The sequence below is a fragment of the uncultured Brevundimonas sp. genome, from assembly GCF_937863155.1.
In the GTDB taxonomy this organism is placed as follows: Bacteria; Pseudomonadota; Alphaproteobacteria; order Caulobacterales; family Caulobacteraceae; genus Brevundimonas.
On record NZ_CALMFB010000069.1, the window covers coordinates 108,242 to 123,197 of the forward strand.

Annotated in this window: 18 protein-coding genes and 1 tRNA gene; 11 read left to right on the plus strand and 8 right to left on the minus strand. The window is 71.0% G+C overall.

Annotated features, from left to right (window positions below):
- Positions 1-87: 87 nt before the first annotated feature.
- The 3 genes from Q0581_RS11560 to hemC all read right to left on the minus strand — a co-directional run bounded on the left by Q0581_RS11560 (position 88) and on the right by hemC (position 1,833).
- Positions 88-163 (minus strand) — tRNA-Thr (locus Q0581_RS11560).
- Between the two features lie 36 nt (positions 164-199).
- A complete protein-coding gene (locus Q0581_RS11565; protein ID WP_298700565.1) occupies positions 200-898 on the minus strand; it encodes a uroporphyrinogen-III synthase in 699 nt (232 codons plus the stop codon).
- Entirely contained in the window at positions 895-1,833 is a 939-nt protein-coding gene (gene hemC / locus Q0581_RS11570; RefSeq protein ID WP_298700453.1) for a hydroxymethylbilane synthase, read from the minus strand. The genes Q0581_RS11565 and hemC overlap by 4 nt, the downstream gene beginning before the upstream one ends.
- A 42-nt stretch (positions 1,834-1,875) precedes the next feature.
- Here hemC and tsaD point away from each other — a divergent pair, with 42 nt between their 5' ends.
- Genes tsaD through Q0581_RS11585 form a run of 3 tightly spaced genes read left to right on the plus strand, consistent with a single transcriptional unit; the run spans position 1,876 to position 4,417 of the window.
- A complete protein-coding gene (gene tsaD, locus Q0581_RS11575; RefSeq protein WP_298700454.1) occupies positions 1,876-3,018 on the plus strand; it encodes a tRNA (adenosine(37)-N6)-threonylcarbamoyltransferase complex transferase subunit TsaD in 1,143 nt (380 codons plus the stop codon).
- A 14-nt stretch (positions 3,019-3,032) separates the two neighbouring features.
- Positions 3,033-4,031 carry an NAD(P)H-dependent glycerol-3-phosphate dehydrogenase gene (locus Q0581_RS11580; RefSeq protein ID WP_298700456.1) on the plus strand — a complete coding sequence of 333 codons (999 nt, stop codon included), beginning with the start codon at positions 3,033-3,035 and terminating at the stop codon, positions 4,029-4,031.
- Positions 4,028-4,417 carry a Rieske (2Fe-2S) protein gene (locus Q0581_RS11585; RefSeq protein ID WP_298700457.1) on the plus strand — a complete coding sequence of 130 codons (390 nt, stop codon included), beginning with the start codon at positions 4,028-4,030 and terminating at the stop codon, positions 4,415-4,417. Before Q0581_RS11580 ends, Q0581_RS11585 begins: the two co-directional genes overlap by 4 nt.
- A 9-nt stretch (positions 4,418-4,426) precedes the next feature.
- On the opposite strand, the gene Q0581_RS11590 is transcribed toward Q0581_RS11585, so the two are convergent.
- Positions 4,427-5,197: a creatininase family protein gene (locus Q0581_RS11590; protein WP_298700459.1), complete on the minus strand. Its 771-nt coding sequence runs from the start codon at positions 5,195-5,197 to the stop codon at positions 4,427-4,429.
- 153 nt (positions 5,198-5,350) lie between these two features.
- Here Q0581_RS11590 and nth point away from each other — a divergent pair, with 153 nt between their 5' ends.
- Positions 5,351-6,037, plus strand: a complete 687-nt coding sequence (gene nth, locus Q0581_RS11595; protein WP_298700567.1) for an endonuclease III — start codon at positions 5,351-5,353, stop codon at positions 6,035-6,037.
- Here the strand turns inward: nth and Q0581_RS11600 are convergent.
- Positions 6,018-6,902: a transporter gene (locus tag Q0581_RS11600; RefSeq protein ID WP_298700461.1), complete on the minus strand. Its 885-nt coding sequence runs from the start codon at positions 6,900-6,902 to the stop codon at positions 6,018-6,020. The genes nth and Q0581_RS11600 overlap by 20 nt on opposite strands.
- Before the next feature lie 57 nt (positions 6,903-6,959).
- Here Q0581_RS11600 and Q0581_RS11605 point away from each other — a divergent pair, with 57 nt between their 5' ends.
- On the plus strand, positions 6,960-7,988 hold the full coding sequence (locus Q0581_RS11605) for an adenosine kinase (RefSeq protein WP_298700463.1): 1,029 nt from the start codon (positions 6,960-6,962) through the stop codon (positions 7,986-7,988).
- Between the two features lie 4 nt (positions 7,989-7,992).
- On the opposite strand, the gene Q0581_RS11610 is transcribed toward Q0581_RS11605, so the two are convergent.
- From Q0581_RS11610 to Q0581_RS11620, 3 genes are all read right to left on the minus strand, one after another.
- Positions 7,993-8,559: a Smr/MutS family protein gene (locus Q0581_RS11610; RefSeq protein ID WP_298700465.1), complete on the minus strand. Its 567-nt coding sequence runs from the start codon at positions 8,557-8,559 to the stop codon at positions 7,993-7,995.
- The gene (locus tag Q0581_RS11615) at positions 8,559-8,804 is read right to left on the minus strand and encodes a helix-turn-helix transcriptional regulator (protein ID WP_298700466.1); all 246 of its coding nucleotides are present in this window, start codon (positions 8,802-8,804) and stop codon (positions 8,559-8,561) included. Before Q0581_RS11615 ends, Q0581_RS11610 begins: the two co-directional genes overlap by 1 nt.
- A 64-nt stretch (positions 8,805-8,868) precedes the next feature.
- Positions 8,869-9,456 carry a DUF2975 domain-containing protein gene (locus Q0581_RS11620; RefSeq protein ID WP_298700467.1) on the minus strand — a complete coding sequence of 196 codons (588 nt, stop codon included), beginning with the start codon at positions 9,454-9,456 and terminating at the stop codon, positions 8,869-8,871.
- Between the two features lie 515 nt (positions 9,457-9,971).
- Between Q0581_RS11620 and rdgB the strand changes: the two genes are divergently transcribed.
- The 6 genes from rdgB to gshB all read left to right on the plus strand — a co-directional run bounded on the left by rdgB (position 9,972) and on the right by gshB (position 14,892).
- Positions 9,972-10,577, plus strand: a complete 606-nt coding sequence (gene rdgB, locus Q0581_RS11625) for an RdgB/HAM1 family non-canonical purine NTP pyrophosphatase (protein ID WP_298700469.1) — start codon at positions 9,972-9,974, stop codon at positions 10,575-10,577.
- Positions 10,570-11,733: a radical SAM family heme chaperone HemW gene (hemW, locus tag Q0581_RS11630; protein WP_298700471.1), complete on the plus strand. Its 1,164-nt coding sequence runs from the start codon at positions 10,570-10,572 to the stop codon at positions 11,731-11,733. The genes rdgB and hemW overlap by 8 nt, the downstream gene beginning before the upstream one ends.
- A 19-nt stretch (positions 11,734-11,752) precedes the next feature.
- Complete coding sequence (rsmI, locus tag Q0581_RS11635) at positions 11,753-12,640, plus strand: 16S rRNA (cytidine(1402)-2'-O)-methyltransferase (protein WP_298700472.1); 888 nt, start codon at positions 11,753-11,755, stop codon at positions 12,638-12,640.
- Entirely contained in the window at positions 12,637-13,008 is a 372-nt protein-coding gene (locus Q0581_RS11640; protein ID WP_298700474.1) for a YraN family protein, read from the plus strand. The genes rsmI and Q0581_RS11640 overlap by 4 nt, the downstream gene beginning before the upstream one ends.
- Before the next feature lie 22 nt (positions 13,009-13,030).
- Positions 13,031-13,846, plus strand: coding sequence for a transglutaminase family protein (locus Q0581_RS11645; protein WP_298700476.1), 816 nt, complete (start codon positions 13,031-13,033; stop codon positions 13,844-13,846).
- Between the two features lie 101 nt (positions 13,847-13,947).
- Positions 13,948-14,892 (plus strand): glutathione synthase, encoded by a 945-nt coding sequence (gshB, locus tag Q0581_RS11650; protein ID WP_298700478.1) that lies wholly within the window; start codon positions 13,948-13,950, stop codon positions 14,890-14,892.
- Positions 14,893-14,956 lie beyond the last annotated feature (64 nt).

Sequence of the window (14,956 nt, forward strand, 5' to 3'; positions counted from 1 at the left end):
TTCGGCCGCATACCCACGCAACTCCCAAGCGGAAGCGTCTCCGGCTTGTCCCGGCCGGGCGTCAAGGCGAGTGGTGCTCTGGAAAGGTGGTGCCGCTTGCGTGACTCGAACACGCGACCCCCTCATTACGAATGAGGTGCTCTACCGGCTGAGCTAAAGCGGCCCGGTGCGTCGGGAAGCCCGGCGCGAGGTCGGCTCTTTATACGGCGCCGGGCGGCTTGCCAAGACAGGCCGTAAGCGCCGCCAGAAGCGATGTCTCGTCCGGGCGGGCGGCGACGGCGATGGCCGCGAGCAGGGCCGTCAGAGGCGCGGCGGCGGCGGCCGAGATGGCGCAGGCCTGTCGGCCCCTGGCCTGGTCCGGCGACAGGGCGTCGGCCAGGGCGCGTCCGGCGCGGGGGGAATGGATCAGAACGACGTCGAACCCGTCCGGCGCCTGCGCCCCGGTGGAAACCGCACGATAGACCGGCAGGGCCCGCACCGTCGCATGGCCCGCGACCAGGGCGTTCAGGTCGCCGGCCGGAGTCTCGGCGCCCGGATGCAGCAGGCGCGCGCCCTTCAGCGCCGGATCGGAGCGGATCAGGGCGGCCAAGTCGTTCAGGTCGCCGCCCGCCGAGCGCACGACGCCGAAACCGGCCGCCTGGGCCGCGCGGGCCGTGGCGTCGCCGACCGCCAGCACGGGCGCGGCGCGGTCGGGGCTGATGGCCGTCCAGGCGGCGAGGCCGTTGGGGCTGGTGAAGACCAGGGCGTCATGCGGCGTGGGCGGGGTCTCGACCGCCAGGGGTTCGATCCGCAGCAGGGGCGCCACGACGGGCGTCAGGCCCAGGGTCCGCACCCGCGCGGCGGTGCGTGCGGCGCCGGGTTCGGCGCGGGTGATCCAGACGCGGGCGGGCGGGCTCAGAGCGGGATCCGCTGGTCGCCGGCCTCGTCGCGCACGGCCTGGCCCAGCGACAGGCCCAGGTCGTGGGCCGCGTCCGCCCCGGCGTCGGGGGCGATCTCTCCGGCGCGGCGCCAGCGGGCCGAGCCGTCGGGGGCCAGCATTTCGACGGTCAGGCGCAGGTGGCCTTCGGCGATGACGCCCAGGGCGCCGATGGCCGTGCGGCACGAGCCTTCCAGCGCCGTCATGGCCCCGCGCTCGGCCGCGACGCACAGGGCGGTGTCGGCATGGTTCAGGGCGGTCAGCCAGGGCGCATCGGCGTCTTCGGCCCGGCACTGGATGGCCAGGGCGCCCTGGCCCGGCGCGGGCAGGAAGGCGTCCGGCGACAGCCGCTGGCCGATCACCCCGGCCAGACCCAGGCGCGACAGTCCGGCGGCGGCCAGCAGGATGGCGTCGAAATCTCCGTCCTGAAGCCGCTTCAGCCGCGTATCGACATTGCCGCGCAGCATTTCGATCTTCAGGTCGGGCCTGAGAGCCAGCGCCTGGGCCTGTCGCCGCAGCGAGGCGGTGCCCAGCACGGCGCCCGGCGGCAGATCGTCGAAGGTCTCGGCGTTGCGGCCGATGAAGGCGTCGCGCGCATCCTCGCGTTCGGGGATGGCGCCGATCATCAGGCCCGCAGGCTGTTCGGCCGGCACGTCCTTCATCGAATGGACCGCCAGATCGATGCGACCGTCCAGCAGCGCCTCCTCGATCTCCTTGGTGAACAGGGCCTTGCCGCCGATCTCCAGCAGGCGGCGGTCCTGGACCCGGTCGCCCGTGGTGACGATCTGGACCAGTTCGACCCGTTCGGGCGCCAGGCCGGCCGCCGCCGCGACGGCCCGCTGCATCATGCCCGACTGGGCCAGGGCCAGTTTCGAGCGGCGGGTGCCGATGCGGATGGGGCCGTCGCTGGGGATCATGAGCCGTTGCGCTAAGGATGGGGGGTCGCTACCTCGACCCGGATGAACTCAGGCGCGGACTATAGCAGCGGGACCGGGGCGACAACCGTCGTCGGATCGCGTGCGCTGCCCCTGACGGTGCTGGGGTTCGAGACCAGCTGCGACGAAACCGCCGCCGCCGTGGTGCGTCTGACCGAGGGCGGGGCGCAGGTGCTGTCGTCGGTGGTGCACAGCCAGATCACCGAACATGCGGCCTTCGGCGGGGTGGTGCCCGAGATCGCGGCCCGCAGCCATGTGGAGATGATTTCCGGCGTCGCCGCCCGCGCCCTGGATCAGGCCGGGCTGGATTACGCCGACATGGACGGCATCGCCGCCACCGCCGGGCCGGGCCTGGTCGGCGGGGTGATGGTGGGCCTCAGCTTCGCCAAGGGGGCGGCCCTGGCGCGGGGCCTGCCGCTGATCGCGGTCAATCACCTGGAGGGGCACGCGGTGTCCGCCCGGCTGGGGGCGCAGATCGCCTATCCCTTCCTGCTGCTGCTGGTGTCGGGCGGCCATTGCCAGTTGCTGGAGGTGCGCGGGATCGGCGACATGACCCGGCTGGGCACCACCATCGACGATGCGGCGGGCGAGGCCTTCGACAAGATCGCCAAGGCCATGGACCTGGGCTATCCGGGCGGGCCGGCGCTGGAGCGGCTGGCGCAGACGGGCGACGGGTCGCGTTTTTCCCTGCCGCGCGCCCTTTTGGGGCGCAAGGACTGCGACTTCTCCTTCTCCGGCCTGAAGACGGCCGCCTCGCGCCTGGTCGAGACCTGCGAAACGGACCAGGACCGCGCCGATCTGGCCGACGCCGTCCAGAGCGCCATCGCCCGCCAGCTGACCGAACGGTCCGAACGCGCCATGGCCGCATATGCGGAGGGGCATGAACACCGAATGTTCGTGGTGGCGGGGGGTGTTGCGGCCAACAGAACGGTCCGGCGGGTGCTGGAGGATGCGGCCGCCAGGCACGGCTTTACCTTCATGGCCCCGCCCCTGGCCTATTGCACCGACAACGCCGCCATGATCGCCCTGGCGGGGGCCGAACGGCTGGCCTTGGGGCTGACGTCCGACCTGGATGTGGCGGCCCGGCCGCGATGGCCGCTGGACGAGGCGCGCGCCATGGCCGATCCTGTGCACCAGAAAACCGGGCGCAAGGGCGCCAAGGCGTGAAGTCAGGGGGGGCTATGGCGTTTCGCACGGCGGGGGTGATCGGCGCGGGGGCGTGGGGCACGGCCCTGGCCCAGGTGGCGTCTCGGGCGGGTCTGGATGTCGTGATCCAGGCGCGCGAACCCGAGGTGATCGACAGCATCCGCGAGCGGGGGGTCAACGACCTGTTCCTGCCGGGCGTGCCGCTGGAGCCGAACATCCGCGCCACCGAGGCGCTGGCCGACCTGGCCGACTGCGACCTGATCCTGGCGGTGCCGCCGGCCCAGCATATGCGATCGGTGCTGGCGGCCTTCGCGCCGCATCACCGGGCGGGCGTGCCCATCGTCCTGTGTTCCAAGGGGATCGAGCGCGGGTCGTTGAAGCTGATGACCGAGGTGCTGGGCGAGACCCTGCCCGATGCGCCCCAGGCGGTGCTGTCCGGCCCCAGTTTCGCCGGCGAGGTGGCGCGTGGCCTGCCCGGCGCCGTCACCCTGGCCTGCGCCGACGAAAGCCTGGGCGAGGCCCTGATGCAGACCCTGTCGGCGCCGGCCTTCCGCCCCTATCTGGCGCCCGACCTGATCGGGGCCGAGGTCGGCGGGGCGGTCAAGAATGTGCTGGCCATCGCCTGTGGCATGAGCGAGGGGCGTGGCCTGGGCCGCAGCGCCCACGCCGCCATCATCACCCGCGGTTTCGCCGAAATGACCCGCCTGGGCGTGGCCCTGGGCGGCCAGGCCGAGACGGTGGCGGGCCTGTGCGGCCTGGGCGATCTGGTGCTGACCTGCTCCAGCCCGCAGTCGCGCAACATGAGCCTGGGCCTGGCCCTGGGGCAGGGCCAGACGGTGCAGCAAGCCCTGGCCGGCAAGCGGTCGGTGGCCGAAGGTTACGAGAGCGCGCCCGCCGTGCGCCAGCTGGCGGCCAAGATGGGCGTGGACATGCCGATCTGCCTGGCGGTCGCGGACTTGCTGGAAGGCGTCATGACGGTGGAACAGGCCATCGAGGATCTGCTGTCGCGCCCGCTGAAGCCCGAGCGGGAATGAGCGAGGCCGGACCCGCGCCGCCGCCGCCGGACCGCCCGCGCGTCTGGAAGACGCCGCCGAACGTGCCCCTGTGCGTCGAAAGCGACATCGCCGACCCCGGCGCGCGGTCGTTCGTGCTGCAGATCGGCGAGGCCTTCTTCCACGGCTTCGTGGTCAGGAAGGACGGCCAGGTGGCCGGATACATCGACCGCTGCCCCCACGCCGGATATCCGCTGGCGGTCGAGCTGGACCGCTATCTGACGCCGGACGGGTCGATGATCCTGTGCTCCTGGCACGGGGCGGCGTTCGAGCCGCTGACCGGAAAATGCATCGCCGGCCCCTGCGCCGGCGGGCGGCTGACGCCCTGGCCGGTGCAGGTGGCGGGCGGGGTGATCCGCACCGCCTGAGGGGCGACATCAGTCCAGGGCGGGCAAGGTCTCGGCCGCAAAGGCGGTCACGTCGGCCAGCAGGGCCGCCGCCGACTTGTCGATGATCTGGCGGCCCTTTTCCGGGCTGGCCTGGGCCGGGTCCGAGCCGATGCGGCCATCGGGGAAGCGGGCGCGGTAATCGGCGGCGTCGCGGATCGGACCCATGGGGGCGATCTGGGGGCTGTAGTCAGCGGTCTTGATCCGGTCGGGATAGGCCGCCTGGGTCACCGCGATCTCGGACGGGGTGGCGTGCGACCCGTGGCCGGTGGGAAACAGGCTGCTGCACAGCCCATGCACGCCCGGCAGGTCCCACCAGTTCTTCAGCTTCAGCGCGAAGGGCATCGGCTCGTCCGAGAACGACCATTCGGCGTGGATCTCGGCGAAGGCGGCCTCGATGGTGGCGACATTGCCGCCGTGGCCGTTCAGGAAATAGATCCGCTCGAACCCGTGCCGCGTCAGGGACGAGACCCAGTCGCCGATGGCGGCCATGAAGGTCGAGGGGCGCAGGGTGATGGTGCCGGGAAAGGCCAGGTGGTGCTGGGCCATGCCGATGTTGAAGGTCGGGGCCACGATCACGGCGTCATTCTGCGCCTCCAGGTCATGGGCGATGATCTCGGGGCACAGCCAGTCGGTGCCCAGAAGCCCGGTCGGCCCATGCTGTTCGTTCGAGCCGATCGGCACGACCACGGTCCGCGCCAGCGCATCGCCGGACTTCAGCCGAGCGTCGATCTCGGGCCAGGACGACAGATGGATCAGCATGGGGAACGCTCCTTGAAACTGGACAGGGGTCTAGGCCGATCCGCCGCGCGTGTCAGCCGCCCCCCTTGATCGTGGCGGCGAAGCGGGCATGGTCCGGCCGTGCGCGCGCCCCGAAAGACCCCCGTCAAAGCCCCCGCCCGCCGCCCGGCGGTGATGACCGGCGCCGCCATTCCGGTGCTGGCCTGGCCGCCCGACGAGGATCGGGTCGAGGCCATCTTCCGGCGCCTGTCCGGGGTCATGCCCGAGCCGAAGACCGAACTGGACTACACCAACCCCTTCACCCTGGTCGCGGCGGTGGCCCTGTCGGCCCAGGCGACGGACGTGGCGGTCAACAAGGCCACGCGCGGCCTGTTCGCCGCCGCCGACACCCCCCAGGCCATGCTGGCCCTGGGCGAAGAGGGGGTGATCCCCTTCATCGCCTCCATCGGCCTTTACCGGAACAAGGCCCGCAATCTGATCGCCCTGAGCCGCATCCTGGTCGAGCGGCACGACGGCCGGGTTCCCCTGACCCGCGCGGCGCTTCAGGCCCTGCCCGGCGTGGGACGCAAGACCGCCAGCGTGGTGCTGAACGAACTGGGGATCGAACCGGCCATTGCGGTCGACACCCATGTCTTCCGCGTCTCGCACCGCCTGGGCCTGGCCAACGCCGCAACGCCGGACAAGGTGGAGCAGCAACTGCACCGCATCGTACCCGAGGATTATCTGCCCAAGGCGCACCACTGGCTGATCCTGCACGGCCGCTATGTCTGCACGGCGCGGCGGCCGAACTGTTCCGGCTGCGTCATCTCGGACCTGTGCCCATCGCGGGCGGGGCTGGCGGCTATGGGCGAGGCGCGCTGAGCCGGTCCGCGACGGCCCGGGCGAAGCCGGCGCCGTGTCGCGGATCGTGGGCCAGGTAGAAGTCCGGTTCGATCAGCTCGGCCTCCATCAGCAGCCAGCCGCCATCTCCATCGGGGACCATGTCGATGCGGGCGTAAAGCAGGTCTTCGCTGATCGCCGCCAGCACCCTCTCGGCCGTCTGAAGCGCGCCCGGCGGCGGTTCGGCCAGGGGCGTATAGAGGCCGCCGAACTGCACCTGAATGCGGAAGTCGCCGTCCACCGGCCGCTTGTTGACCGCATGGCTGAAGCGGCCGCCGAAGAACAGCAGGCTGGTTTCGCCCTCGGTTTCGATCTGCGGCAGATAGGGCTGGACCATGGCCGGGCCGGCGGGCGGATCGGTCAGGGCCTGGCCGGGCGAGAGGCGAAGCGTGCGCCAGGCGCCGCCCGACACCGTCGGCTTGACGATCAGCTGGCCCGCGCCGGTCTGGGCGAAAGCGGCGGCGATCTGGTCGGCCGTCACGGCCTGGGTCCAGACGGTCGGCGGTATGGGCACGCCCTTGTCCGCCAGCCGGGCCAGATAGGTCTTGTCCGAATTCCAGGCCAGGACCGAGAGCGGATTGGCCACCGGCAGGCCCGCCGCCGCCCAGGTCGCGCAGGCCCGCATCCAACGCGCATGGTCGCGGTGATAGCCCCAGGCGATAACCGGCAGGATCAGGGGAAATCCACCCAGGCCCGAAGCATCATCCCCATGGTCGGTCCAGGGGCTGGGGACCGCCTCGATCCCCGCCACAGACAGAGCCTCGGACAGGCGGGCCAGCACGCCGGGCCACTGACCGGCATAGGACGGATCGGCGGGGTCGGGGGTCAGGACGGCGATACGGCTCATGGGCGGATTTCCTAAGGCCGTTTGCGGTGGGGCGGAAGGCCGGGTATGGGGCGCGCCATGACCCAGAACCCCGCTGCTTCCGCCCGTTTCGACGCCAAGTTCGATGTCTGCGCCGTCGGCAACGCCATCGTCGATGTGCTGGCCCCGTGCGAGCCGGCCTTTCTGGAGGCGCAAGGGCTGGTCCCCGGCTCGATGCAGCTGGTGGACGAGGGCCAGAGCGCGGCCCTGTACGAAGCCATGAACGCGGGGGTCGAGGCCTCGGGCGGATCGGCCGGCAATACGGTGGCGGGCGTCGGCAGCTTCGGCGGCCGCGCGGCCTATCTGGGCAAGGTGGCGGACGATACCTTGGGCGGGGTCTTCGCCCACGACATCCGCGCGGCCGGCGTGCATTTCGACACCCCGGCCCTGTCGGGCGACGCGGGCACCGGCCGCTGCTTGATCAATGTGACGCCGGACGGCCAGCGCACCATGTGCACCTTCCTGGGCGCCGCCAACCAGCTGACGGTCGCCGATATCGACGCCGCCGTGATCGGCGACAGCGCCATCGTCTATCTGGAAGGCTATCTGTTCGATCCGGCCCCGGCGCGCGCGGCGTTCGAGGCGGCGGCGAAGGCGGCCCATGCGGCCGGCCGCAAGGTGGCCATCACCCTGTCGGACAGTTTCGTGGTCGGCCGCTGGCGCGCCGAACTGCTGGATTTCATCACCGCCTCGGCGGACATCGTCCTGGCCAATGAGGCCGAGCTGACGGCCCTGTTCGAGACCGACGATTTCGACGCCGCCTGCGATCAGCTGGCGGCCATCGTCGAGATGGCGGCGGTGACGCGCGGGCCGGACGGCTCGGTCATCGTGTGCGGGGACCAGCGCGTGGCCGTGGCCGCCTTCCCGGTCGACAAGGTGGTGGACACCACCGGGGCGGGCGACCAGTACGCGGCGGGCTTCCTGCTGGGCCTGGCGCGCGGTCTGCCGCTGGCGGCGGCGGGCGCCCTGGGCTCGCTGGCGGCGGCCGAGGTCATCGCCCATTGGGGTCCGCGCCCGATGACGGGGCTGAAGGCCCTGACGGAAGAGGCCGGCCTGACGCTGGCCTGACGCCCTAACGCCGCTTCAGCGTGATGTAGATCGCCCCCTCGCCCCCGTGACGACGGTGGGCCGAGGCGAAGCCCGACACCACGGCGCGCAGGGCCGGGGCGTGCAGCCATTCGACGATGGAGGCCCGGATCACCCCGCCGCCGCGCCGCCCCTGGCCGGTGACCACCAGGACCGCGCGCAGGCCCCGCGCCTGGCATGACGTCAGAAAACCGCGCAGCACGTCCTCGGCCTCGAACCGGCCATAGCCGTGCAGGTCCAGGCTGGCCTCGATGGGATCGCGTTCGCGCGACAGGCGGCGCTGGCGGCGCGGCTCCAGCACGTCGGGGACGCGCAGGCTTGGCGGACGAGGCGGCGGCGGCGCGGACGGAGCCAAGGCGGCCGGGCGTGGCGGCGGCGTCGATTTGCGCGCGGCCTTGCCCGATGCGGCGGCTTCGGTCGGGGCGGGCGGCGTGGCCGCGTCGGTCAGGACGCGGAAGGGCTTGCGCGTGCGCGGCGGGGTCACCGTGTCGGTCACCCGCGCCCACAGGCGCCGGTCGTCGTCGCTGATCGGAGGCGGCCCGCGCCGGGCCATCAGGCGTCGGTTTCGGCGTCGTCGGCGTCCGGCTCGGCCGGGCCGGGAACATGGGCCAGAAGATCACCCGGCTGGCAGTCCAGTTCGCGGCACAGGGCGTCCAGAGTCGAGAACCGCACCGCCCGCGCCTTGCCGGTCTTCAGGATCGACAGATTGGCCACGGTCACGCCGACGCGGTCGGCCAGTTCGGTCAGCGACATGCGCCGACGCACCAGCATCTGATCCAGTTGAACACGAATGGCCATGGCGGCTGTCTCTACCCTCCGCGCGCCGGGCGGAAAAGGCGCAGGTTTTTGAACGCGCGGATAATCATATGGTCAGCTCCGATTCCCGGCGCAGGCGCGCGCCCTCGCGGAACACCTCGGCCAGGACCAGAACGATCATCACCGAAAAACCGGGGGTCAACAGGTCGCCCAGCCCTTGCGTCTCCATGACCCCTTCGGCCAGGCGCGTCGCCACCAGACCCTGAGCCGCCCAGACGCCGCCGGTCACGACCGCCAGGATCAGGCCGATCTGCTGCAGGCGCGAGACATTGGAAGGATGAAACGGATCGCCGACGGTCAGGGTGCGGAAGATCATCCGCAGGTTCCGCACGATCAGCATGAAGCCGCCGAAATAGGCCGCGAAGGCGCCCACGCCGAACAGCAGCAGGGTCCGGGTCAGCGGCAGGGCCTTGCCCCCGGAATCGTCGGACACGGTGACGTCCAGATTCTCGAGCGGCACGAACATGGAAAAAATGAAGACGAAGATCAGAATGCCGGTGATCAGCGCCAGCAGCCAATAGGCCACATCCAGGGCGATCTTCAGCAGGCTGGACACCGAGCCGGGGCCCAGGGTGCGCACGCCGGGTATGCGCAAGGCGCGGATGCCGAGGGGCGTCAGTTTCGGCAGGCGCATGACGGGGACCTTCTGCGGGCCTGTGCAGGCCAGGGCGGGGCGTGATCGCCGCGACGGACCGGATCGGCCCGCGCGGCGTCATTCTTCGCGATTGTCGCCCATAAGGTCAAAACGCTTTCTTCTTTGGGGGCCGCGATCAGAAGGCTTCCGCCTTCTCGACCCGACGCGGGCCCGGTCAGGCGTCAGACCGGCTCAGAAAGCCTGGATCAGCGAGACGACCAGGGCGGTCGGCAGGGCGGCCAGCAGGACCGTGTTGACGAACAGGTGGCCGGCCTTGTCCATCCACTGCGAGACGTTCATCGTGTGCATCGTTCTTCTCCGTCGATTTGATTGGGGTCGTTTATCGCCCCAACCTGATTGATTGCCGCAAGATCGTTTCTCGTTACGAGAAAGTCAGGAACGGTGCGGCCCCCGTTCTTGAGAATGATAGATAGGGCATGCCGTGCGGTTCTGCACGTTACATATCGTTTAACGATATTAAACTTTGGCAAGGAACTGTTACAGGCCCCGCGCAGATGACGAAACTCAAGCTTATCAAGGGGATGCGCCTGGTCGCGGCGACCCACAATCCGGGCAAGGCGCGCGAGATCGACGTCCTGCTGGATGGAAATTACGAGGTCGTAACCGCCGGCGCCCTGGGCCTGCCCGAACCGGACGAGACCGAGAGCACCTTCATCGGCAATGCGGTGCTGAAGGCGCGCCATGCGGCCCAGCGCTCGGGCCTGGTCGCCCTGGCCGACGACAGCGGCCTGTCGGTCGCGGCCCTGGACGGGGCGCCGGGCATCTATTCCGCCCGCTGGGCCGGGCCGGACAAGGATTTCGCCATGGCCATGGCCCGCGTCGAGGAGCGGATCGAGGAGACTGGCAGCCGCGAAGACCGGGCCTGGTTCACCAGCGCCCTGGCCGTGGCCTGGCCGGATGGGCCGGTGGTGGCGGTCGAGGGCCGGGTGGACGGCCGCCTGACCTTCCCGCCGCGCGGGGACCGGGGCTTCGGCTATGACCCCATCTTCATCCCGGACGGCCACGCCCTGACCTTCGGCGAGATGGAGCCGGCGGTTAAGGATGCGCTCAGCCACCGCGCCCTGGCGTTCGCCAAGCTGAAGGCCGCGCTGATTGACTGATACCCAAAAGGCGGACCTGCATCCCGGATCGGCGGTCGGCCTGTATGTCCACTGGCCCTATTGTTCGCGCATCTGCCCCTATTGCGACTTCAACGTGGTGCGCGACCGGGGGCGGACCCAAGAACAGGCGGGGCTGGTTCAGGCCCTCCTGGCCGACATGGAGGCCCAGCGCGCCCTGACCGGACCGCGCGCCCTGGCCTCGATCTTCTTCGGCGGCGGCACCCCTTCGTTGATGGCGTCCGAAGCCGTGGCGGTGGTGATCGAGCGGGCGCAGGCCCTGTGGGCGCCGCAGGGCGAGATCGAGGTCACGCTGGAGGCCAATCCGACCGACGCCGAGGCGGGCCGGTTCGCGGCCCTGGCCCAGGCCGGGATCAACCGCCTGTCCATGGGGGTCCAGGCCCTGGACGACGCCAGTCTGAAGATGCTGGGTCGCAACCATTCGGCGGCCGAGGCGATCCGCGCGGTCGGCCTGGCGCGGGCGGCGTTCGACCGGCTGTCGATCGACCTGATCTACGCCCGGCCGGGCCAGACCCAGACAGCCTGGACGGACGAGCTGAAGACCGCCCTGGACCTGGGGTTCGAGCATGTCTCGCCCTATCAGCTGACCATAGAGGCGACGACGGCGTTCGGCCGGGCGGCGGCGCGCGGAACCCTGGTCCCGCCCGACCCGGGCGCGGCGGCGGGCCTGTATGAGACGACGCAATCGGTGCTGGGGGCCGCCGGCTTCGAGGCCTATGAGGTGTCCAATCATGCGCGGGGCGTGGCGGCGCGGTCCAGCCACAATCTGCATGTCTGGCGCGGCGGCGACTATGTCGGGGTCGGGCCGGGCGCCCATGGGCGGCTGACCCTGGACGGCGAACGCATGGCCACCGTCGCCCATCGCGGCATCGCCGACTATGTCGCGGGGGTCGCGGCGGGCGCCCCGTGGGTCGAGCAAACGGTGCTGACGCCCGAGGAGGCGGACGAGGAACGGGTTCTGCTGGGCCTGCGCACGGTCGAGGGCGTGGCCATGGCGGCGCTGGACCGGCTGGGGCGTAAGGATCGGGCGGAAAGCCTGATCGAGGACGGATTCCTGAGGCTGGTCGGCGGCCGCGTCGTCGCCACGGAGGCGGGGCGGCCGGTTCTGGACGGGGTGCTGCGGGCGTTGCTGGTGTGACGTGCTAGGAATGAGTCCGATGACCGACCGTCCCACCAAAACGGAAATGTTCCCCCCGACCGCCCCGCCGCCGCGCCCGGTGACGCCGGGCCTGTATCTGGTGGCCACGCCGATCGGGAACCTGCGCGACATGACGTTGCGGGCGCTGGATGTGCTGGCGGCGGCGGATGTGGTGCTGGCCGAGGACACGCGGGTGACCGCCAAGCTGCTGTCGGCCTATGGGCTGAAGGCGAAGCTGGAGCGGTGCGACGACCACGCCTCGGCCCGCGCGGCTGAGACGGCGGTGGAGCGGATAACGGCGGGCGAGGTGGTGGCCTTGGTCAGCGATGCGGGCACGCCGATGGTATCGGACCCCGGATACGTCGTGGCGCGGGCCGTGATCGCGGCGGGCCTGCCGGTGCATCCCATCCCCGGCGCCTCCAGCCTGCTGGCGGCCCTGTGTCTGGCGGGGCTGCCGGCGGATCGGGTGGTGTTCGAGGGCTTCCTGCCGCCCAGGTCGGCGGCGCGCAGGACGGTGCTGGAGACCGTGCGGCCCGGCCGTCAGACCCTGGTCTTCTTCGAAAGCGGCCCGCGCCTGGCCGACAGCCTGGCCGACATGGCCCAGGTGCTGGGCGACCGCCCCGCCGCCGTGACCCGCGAACTGACCAAGCTGTACGAAGAGGCCGTGCGCGGAACCCTGTCGGAGCTGGCGGCAGATCCGCGCTGTCAGGCGCCCAAGGGCGAGATCGTGGTGGTCGTCGGCCCCGGCGAGGCCGAGACGGCGACGGACGCCGACATCGACGCGGCCCTGGCCGAGGCCCTGACCCGCCTGGCGCCCGGCGAGGCGGCGGCCGAGGTGTCCAGGGCGCTGAACCTGCCGCGCAAGCCGCTTTATAAGCGGGCGTTGGGCTTGAAGGGCCGGGGATGAGCCCGCCGCCGTCGCGCAGCCTGCGGGGCGGCCGGGCGTGGCGCGAGGGCCATGGGGCCGAATGGATCGCGGCGATCTGGCTGATGGCCAAGGGCTATCGCATCCTGGGCTTTCGCCTGAAGAGCCGGGCGGGCGAGATCGACATTCTGGCGCGGCGGGGTCGGGTGCTGGCGGTTGTCGAGGTCAAGCGCCGCGCGACGATCCAGGCCGCGCTGGAGGCCGTGACCCCCGCCCAGACCGCCCGTCTCGTGGCCGCCGCGCAACAGGTGGTCCACGGACGTAAAGCTTTGCAGGCGCTGGAGCTGCGTTTGGATACGGTGGCGCTGGCGCCCGGACGTCTTCCGCGCCATCGTCGGGGCCTGGGGTAGGACGCGAACGGACGGGGGGTCCATGACGCGCGATGACGCCATCGAGGTTCTGGAAGCCGCCGGCCAGGTGGAGGACGACGCCTTTCCGCTGTTCGAGGCGGCCCTGGCCTGCGCCCTGCACGACGATCCGCGCCGCGACGCCCAGCCGGCGCGGGTGCTGGCGGCCTATGGGATCGAACGCCTGAAAGAGCGGCTAGCCGAAGAAGGGCCGGACGACGCCCTGACCGAGGCGCTGGGCGGCGACCTGGGCCTGAACGGCGACCTGATGCACAAGGCCGATCCCGCCAACACCGATCTGATCGCCGTGGCCGAGCGTCGGCGCGGCCTGTCGGCCTGTCTGACCCTGTTCTATCTGCACTGCGGCCGCGCGGCGGGGGTGCAGGTGCAGGCGGTGGATTTCCCCGGCCACGTTCTGGTGCGGGTCGAGACGCCCGACGGGCCGGTGGCCCTGGACCCGTTCAGCCAGGGGCGGCTGGTCCTGCCCAGCGAACTGAGCCGCCGGGCGCTGCGCGCCGGGCTGACGCCGCATGTGGCGGACCGGCTGGACCTGCTGATGGCGCCGGTCAGCGACCGCCAGGCCCTGTTGCGGCTGCAGAGCGTGCTGTTCAGCCGCGCCCTGACCGCCGGCGACTATGCGGCGGCCGAACGGTCGGCCCTGCGCCGCGCCCTTTTGGACCCCGAGGATCATCGCCCCTGGCTGGACGTCGCCGCCGCGCGCGAACGTCAGGGGGCGCTGGCTGGCGCGCTTCAGGCCCTGGACCGCGCGCACGGTCTGGACAGCATGGGCGAGGCCGGGCGGATGCAGACCTATGAACGGGTGCGTCTGCAACTGAACTGAACGCCCCCGCCGCCGCAGAAAGCCTTTCTCCAGCCCTTGCCGTGGGGCACGGGCGCCCTCAAGTAGCGAACGACCGCGTCGTGAGCGTTAGGGCAAACACCATGCTTAAAGTCGCCATCCAGATGGACCCCATCGAGGCGGTCAATATCGACGGGGACACCACCTTCCTGCTGGCCATGGCGGCGCAGGGGCGCGGCCACGCCCTGTGGGTCTATGATTTCCGCACCCTGGCGCTGGAGGACGGGCGGCTGTTCTGTCGGGCGCGGCCGGTGACGCTGCGTCAGGTCGTCGGCGATCACGTCACCCTGGGCGACGAGGTGAAGCTGGACCTGGGCGCCGACGTCGATGTGATCCTGATGCGCCAGGATCCGCCGTTCGACATGGCCTATGTCACCGCCACCTATCTGCTGGAGACGGTGCATCCCCAGACCCTGGTGGTGAACGATCCGGCCGAGGTGCGTTCGGCGCCCGAAAAACTGTTCGCCACCCACTTCAAGGGACTGCAGCCGCCGACGCTGATTTCGTCGGACGTGGTGGCGCTCAGCGACTTCCATGCGCGGCACGGCGATGTGGTGCTGAAGCCCCTGCACGGGGCCGCCGGGTCGGGGGTGGTGCGGCTGAAGGCCGGCGATCCGAACCTGGAGGCCCTGGTCGAGATTCACGCCACGGGGTCGCGCGATCCGCTGGTGATCCAGAAATTCATCCCGGCGGTCTCGGCGGGGGACAAGCGCATCCTGCTGGTCGACGGCGAGGTGGTGGGGGCCATCAACCGGGTGCCGATGAAGGGCGCCGTGCGCTCCAATCTGCGGGTCGGCGGGGTGGCGGAGCCGGTCGAACTGACCGCGCGCGACCTGGAGATCTGCGCCATCCTGGGGCCGGAGCTGAAGCGGCGCGGCCTGCTGTTCGTCGGCATCGACGTGATCGGCGACTATCTGACCGAGATCAACGTCACCTCGCCCACCGGCGCGGTGCAGCTGAAGGCCTTCACCGGCGTGGATGCGGGCGAACGGCTGTGGGACGTGATCGAGGCGCGGCGCCAGGGCTGACGACGGGCTGACGACGACCGCTTGACCGAACACTGATGTTCGTGCTTCGTTCTTCTTCGGGTAG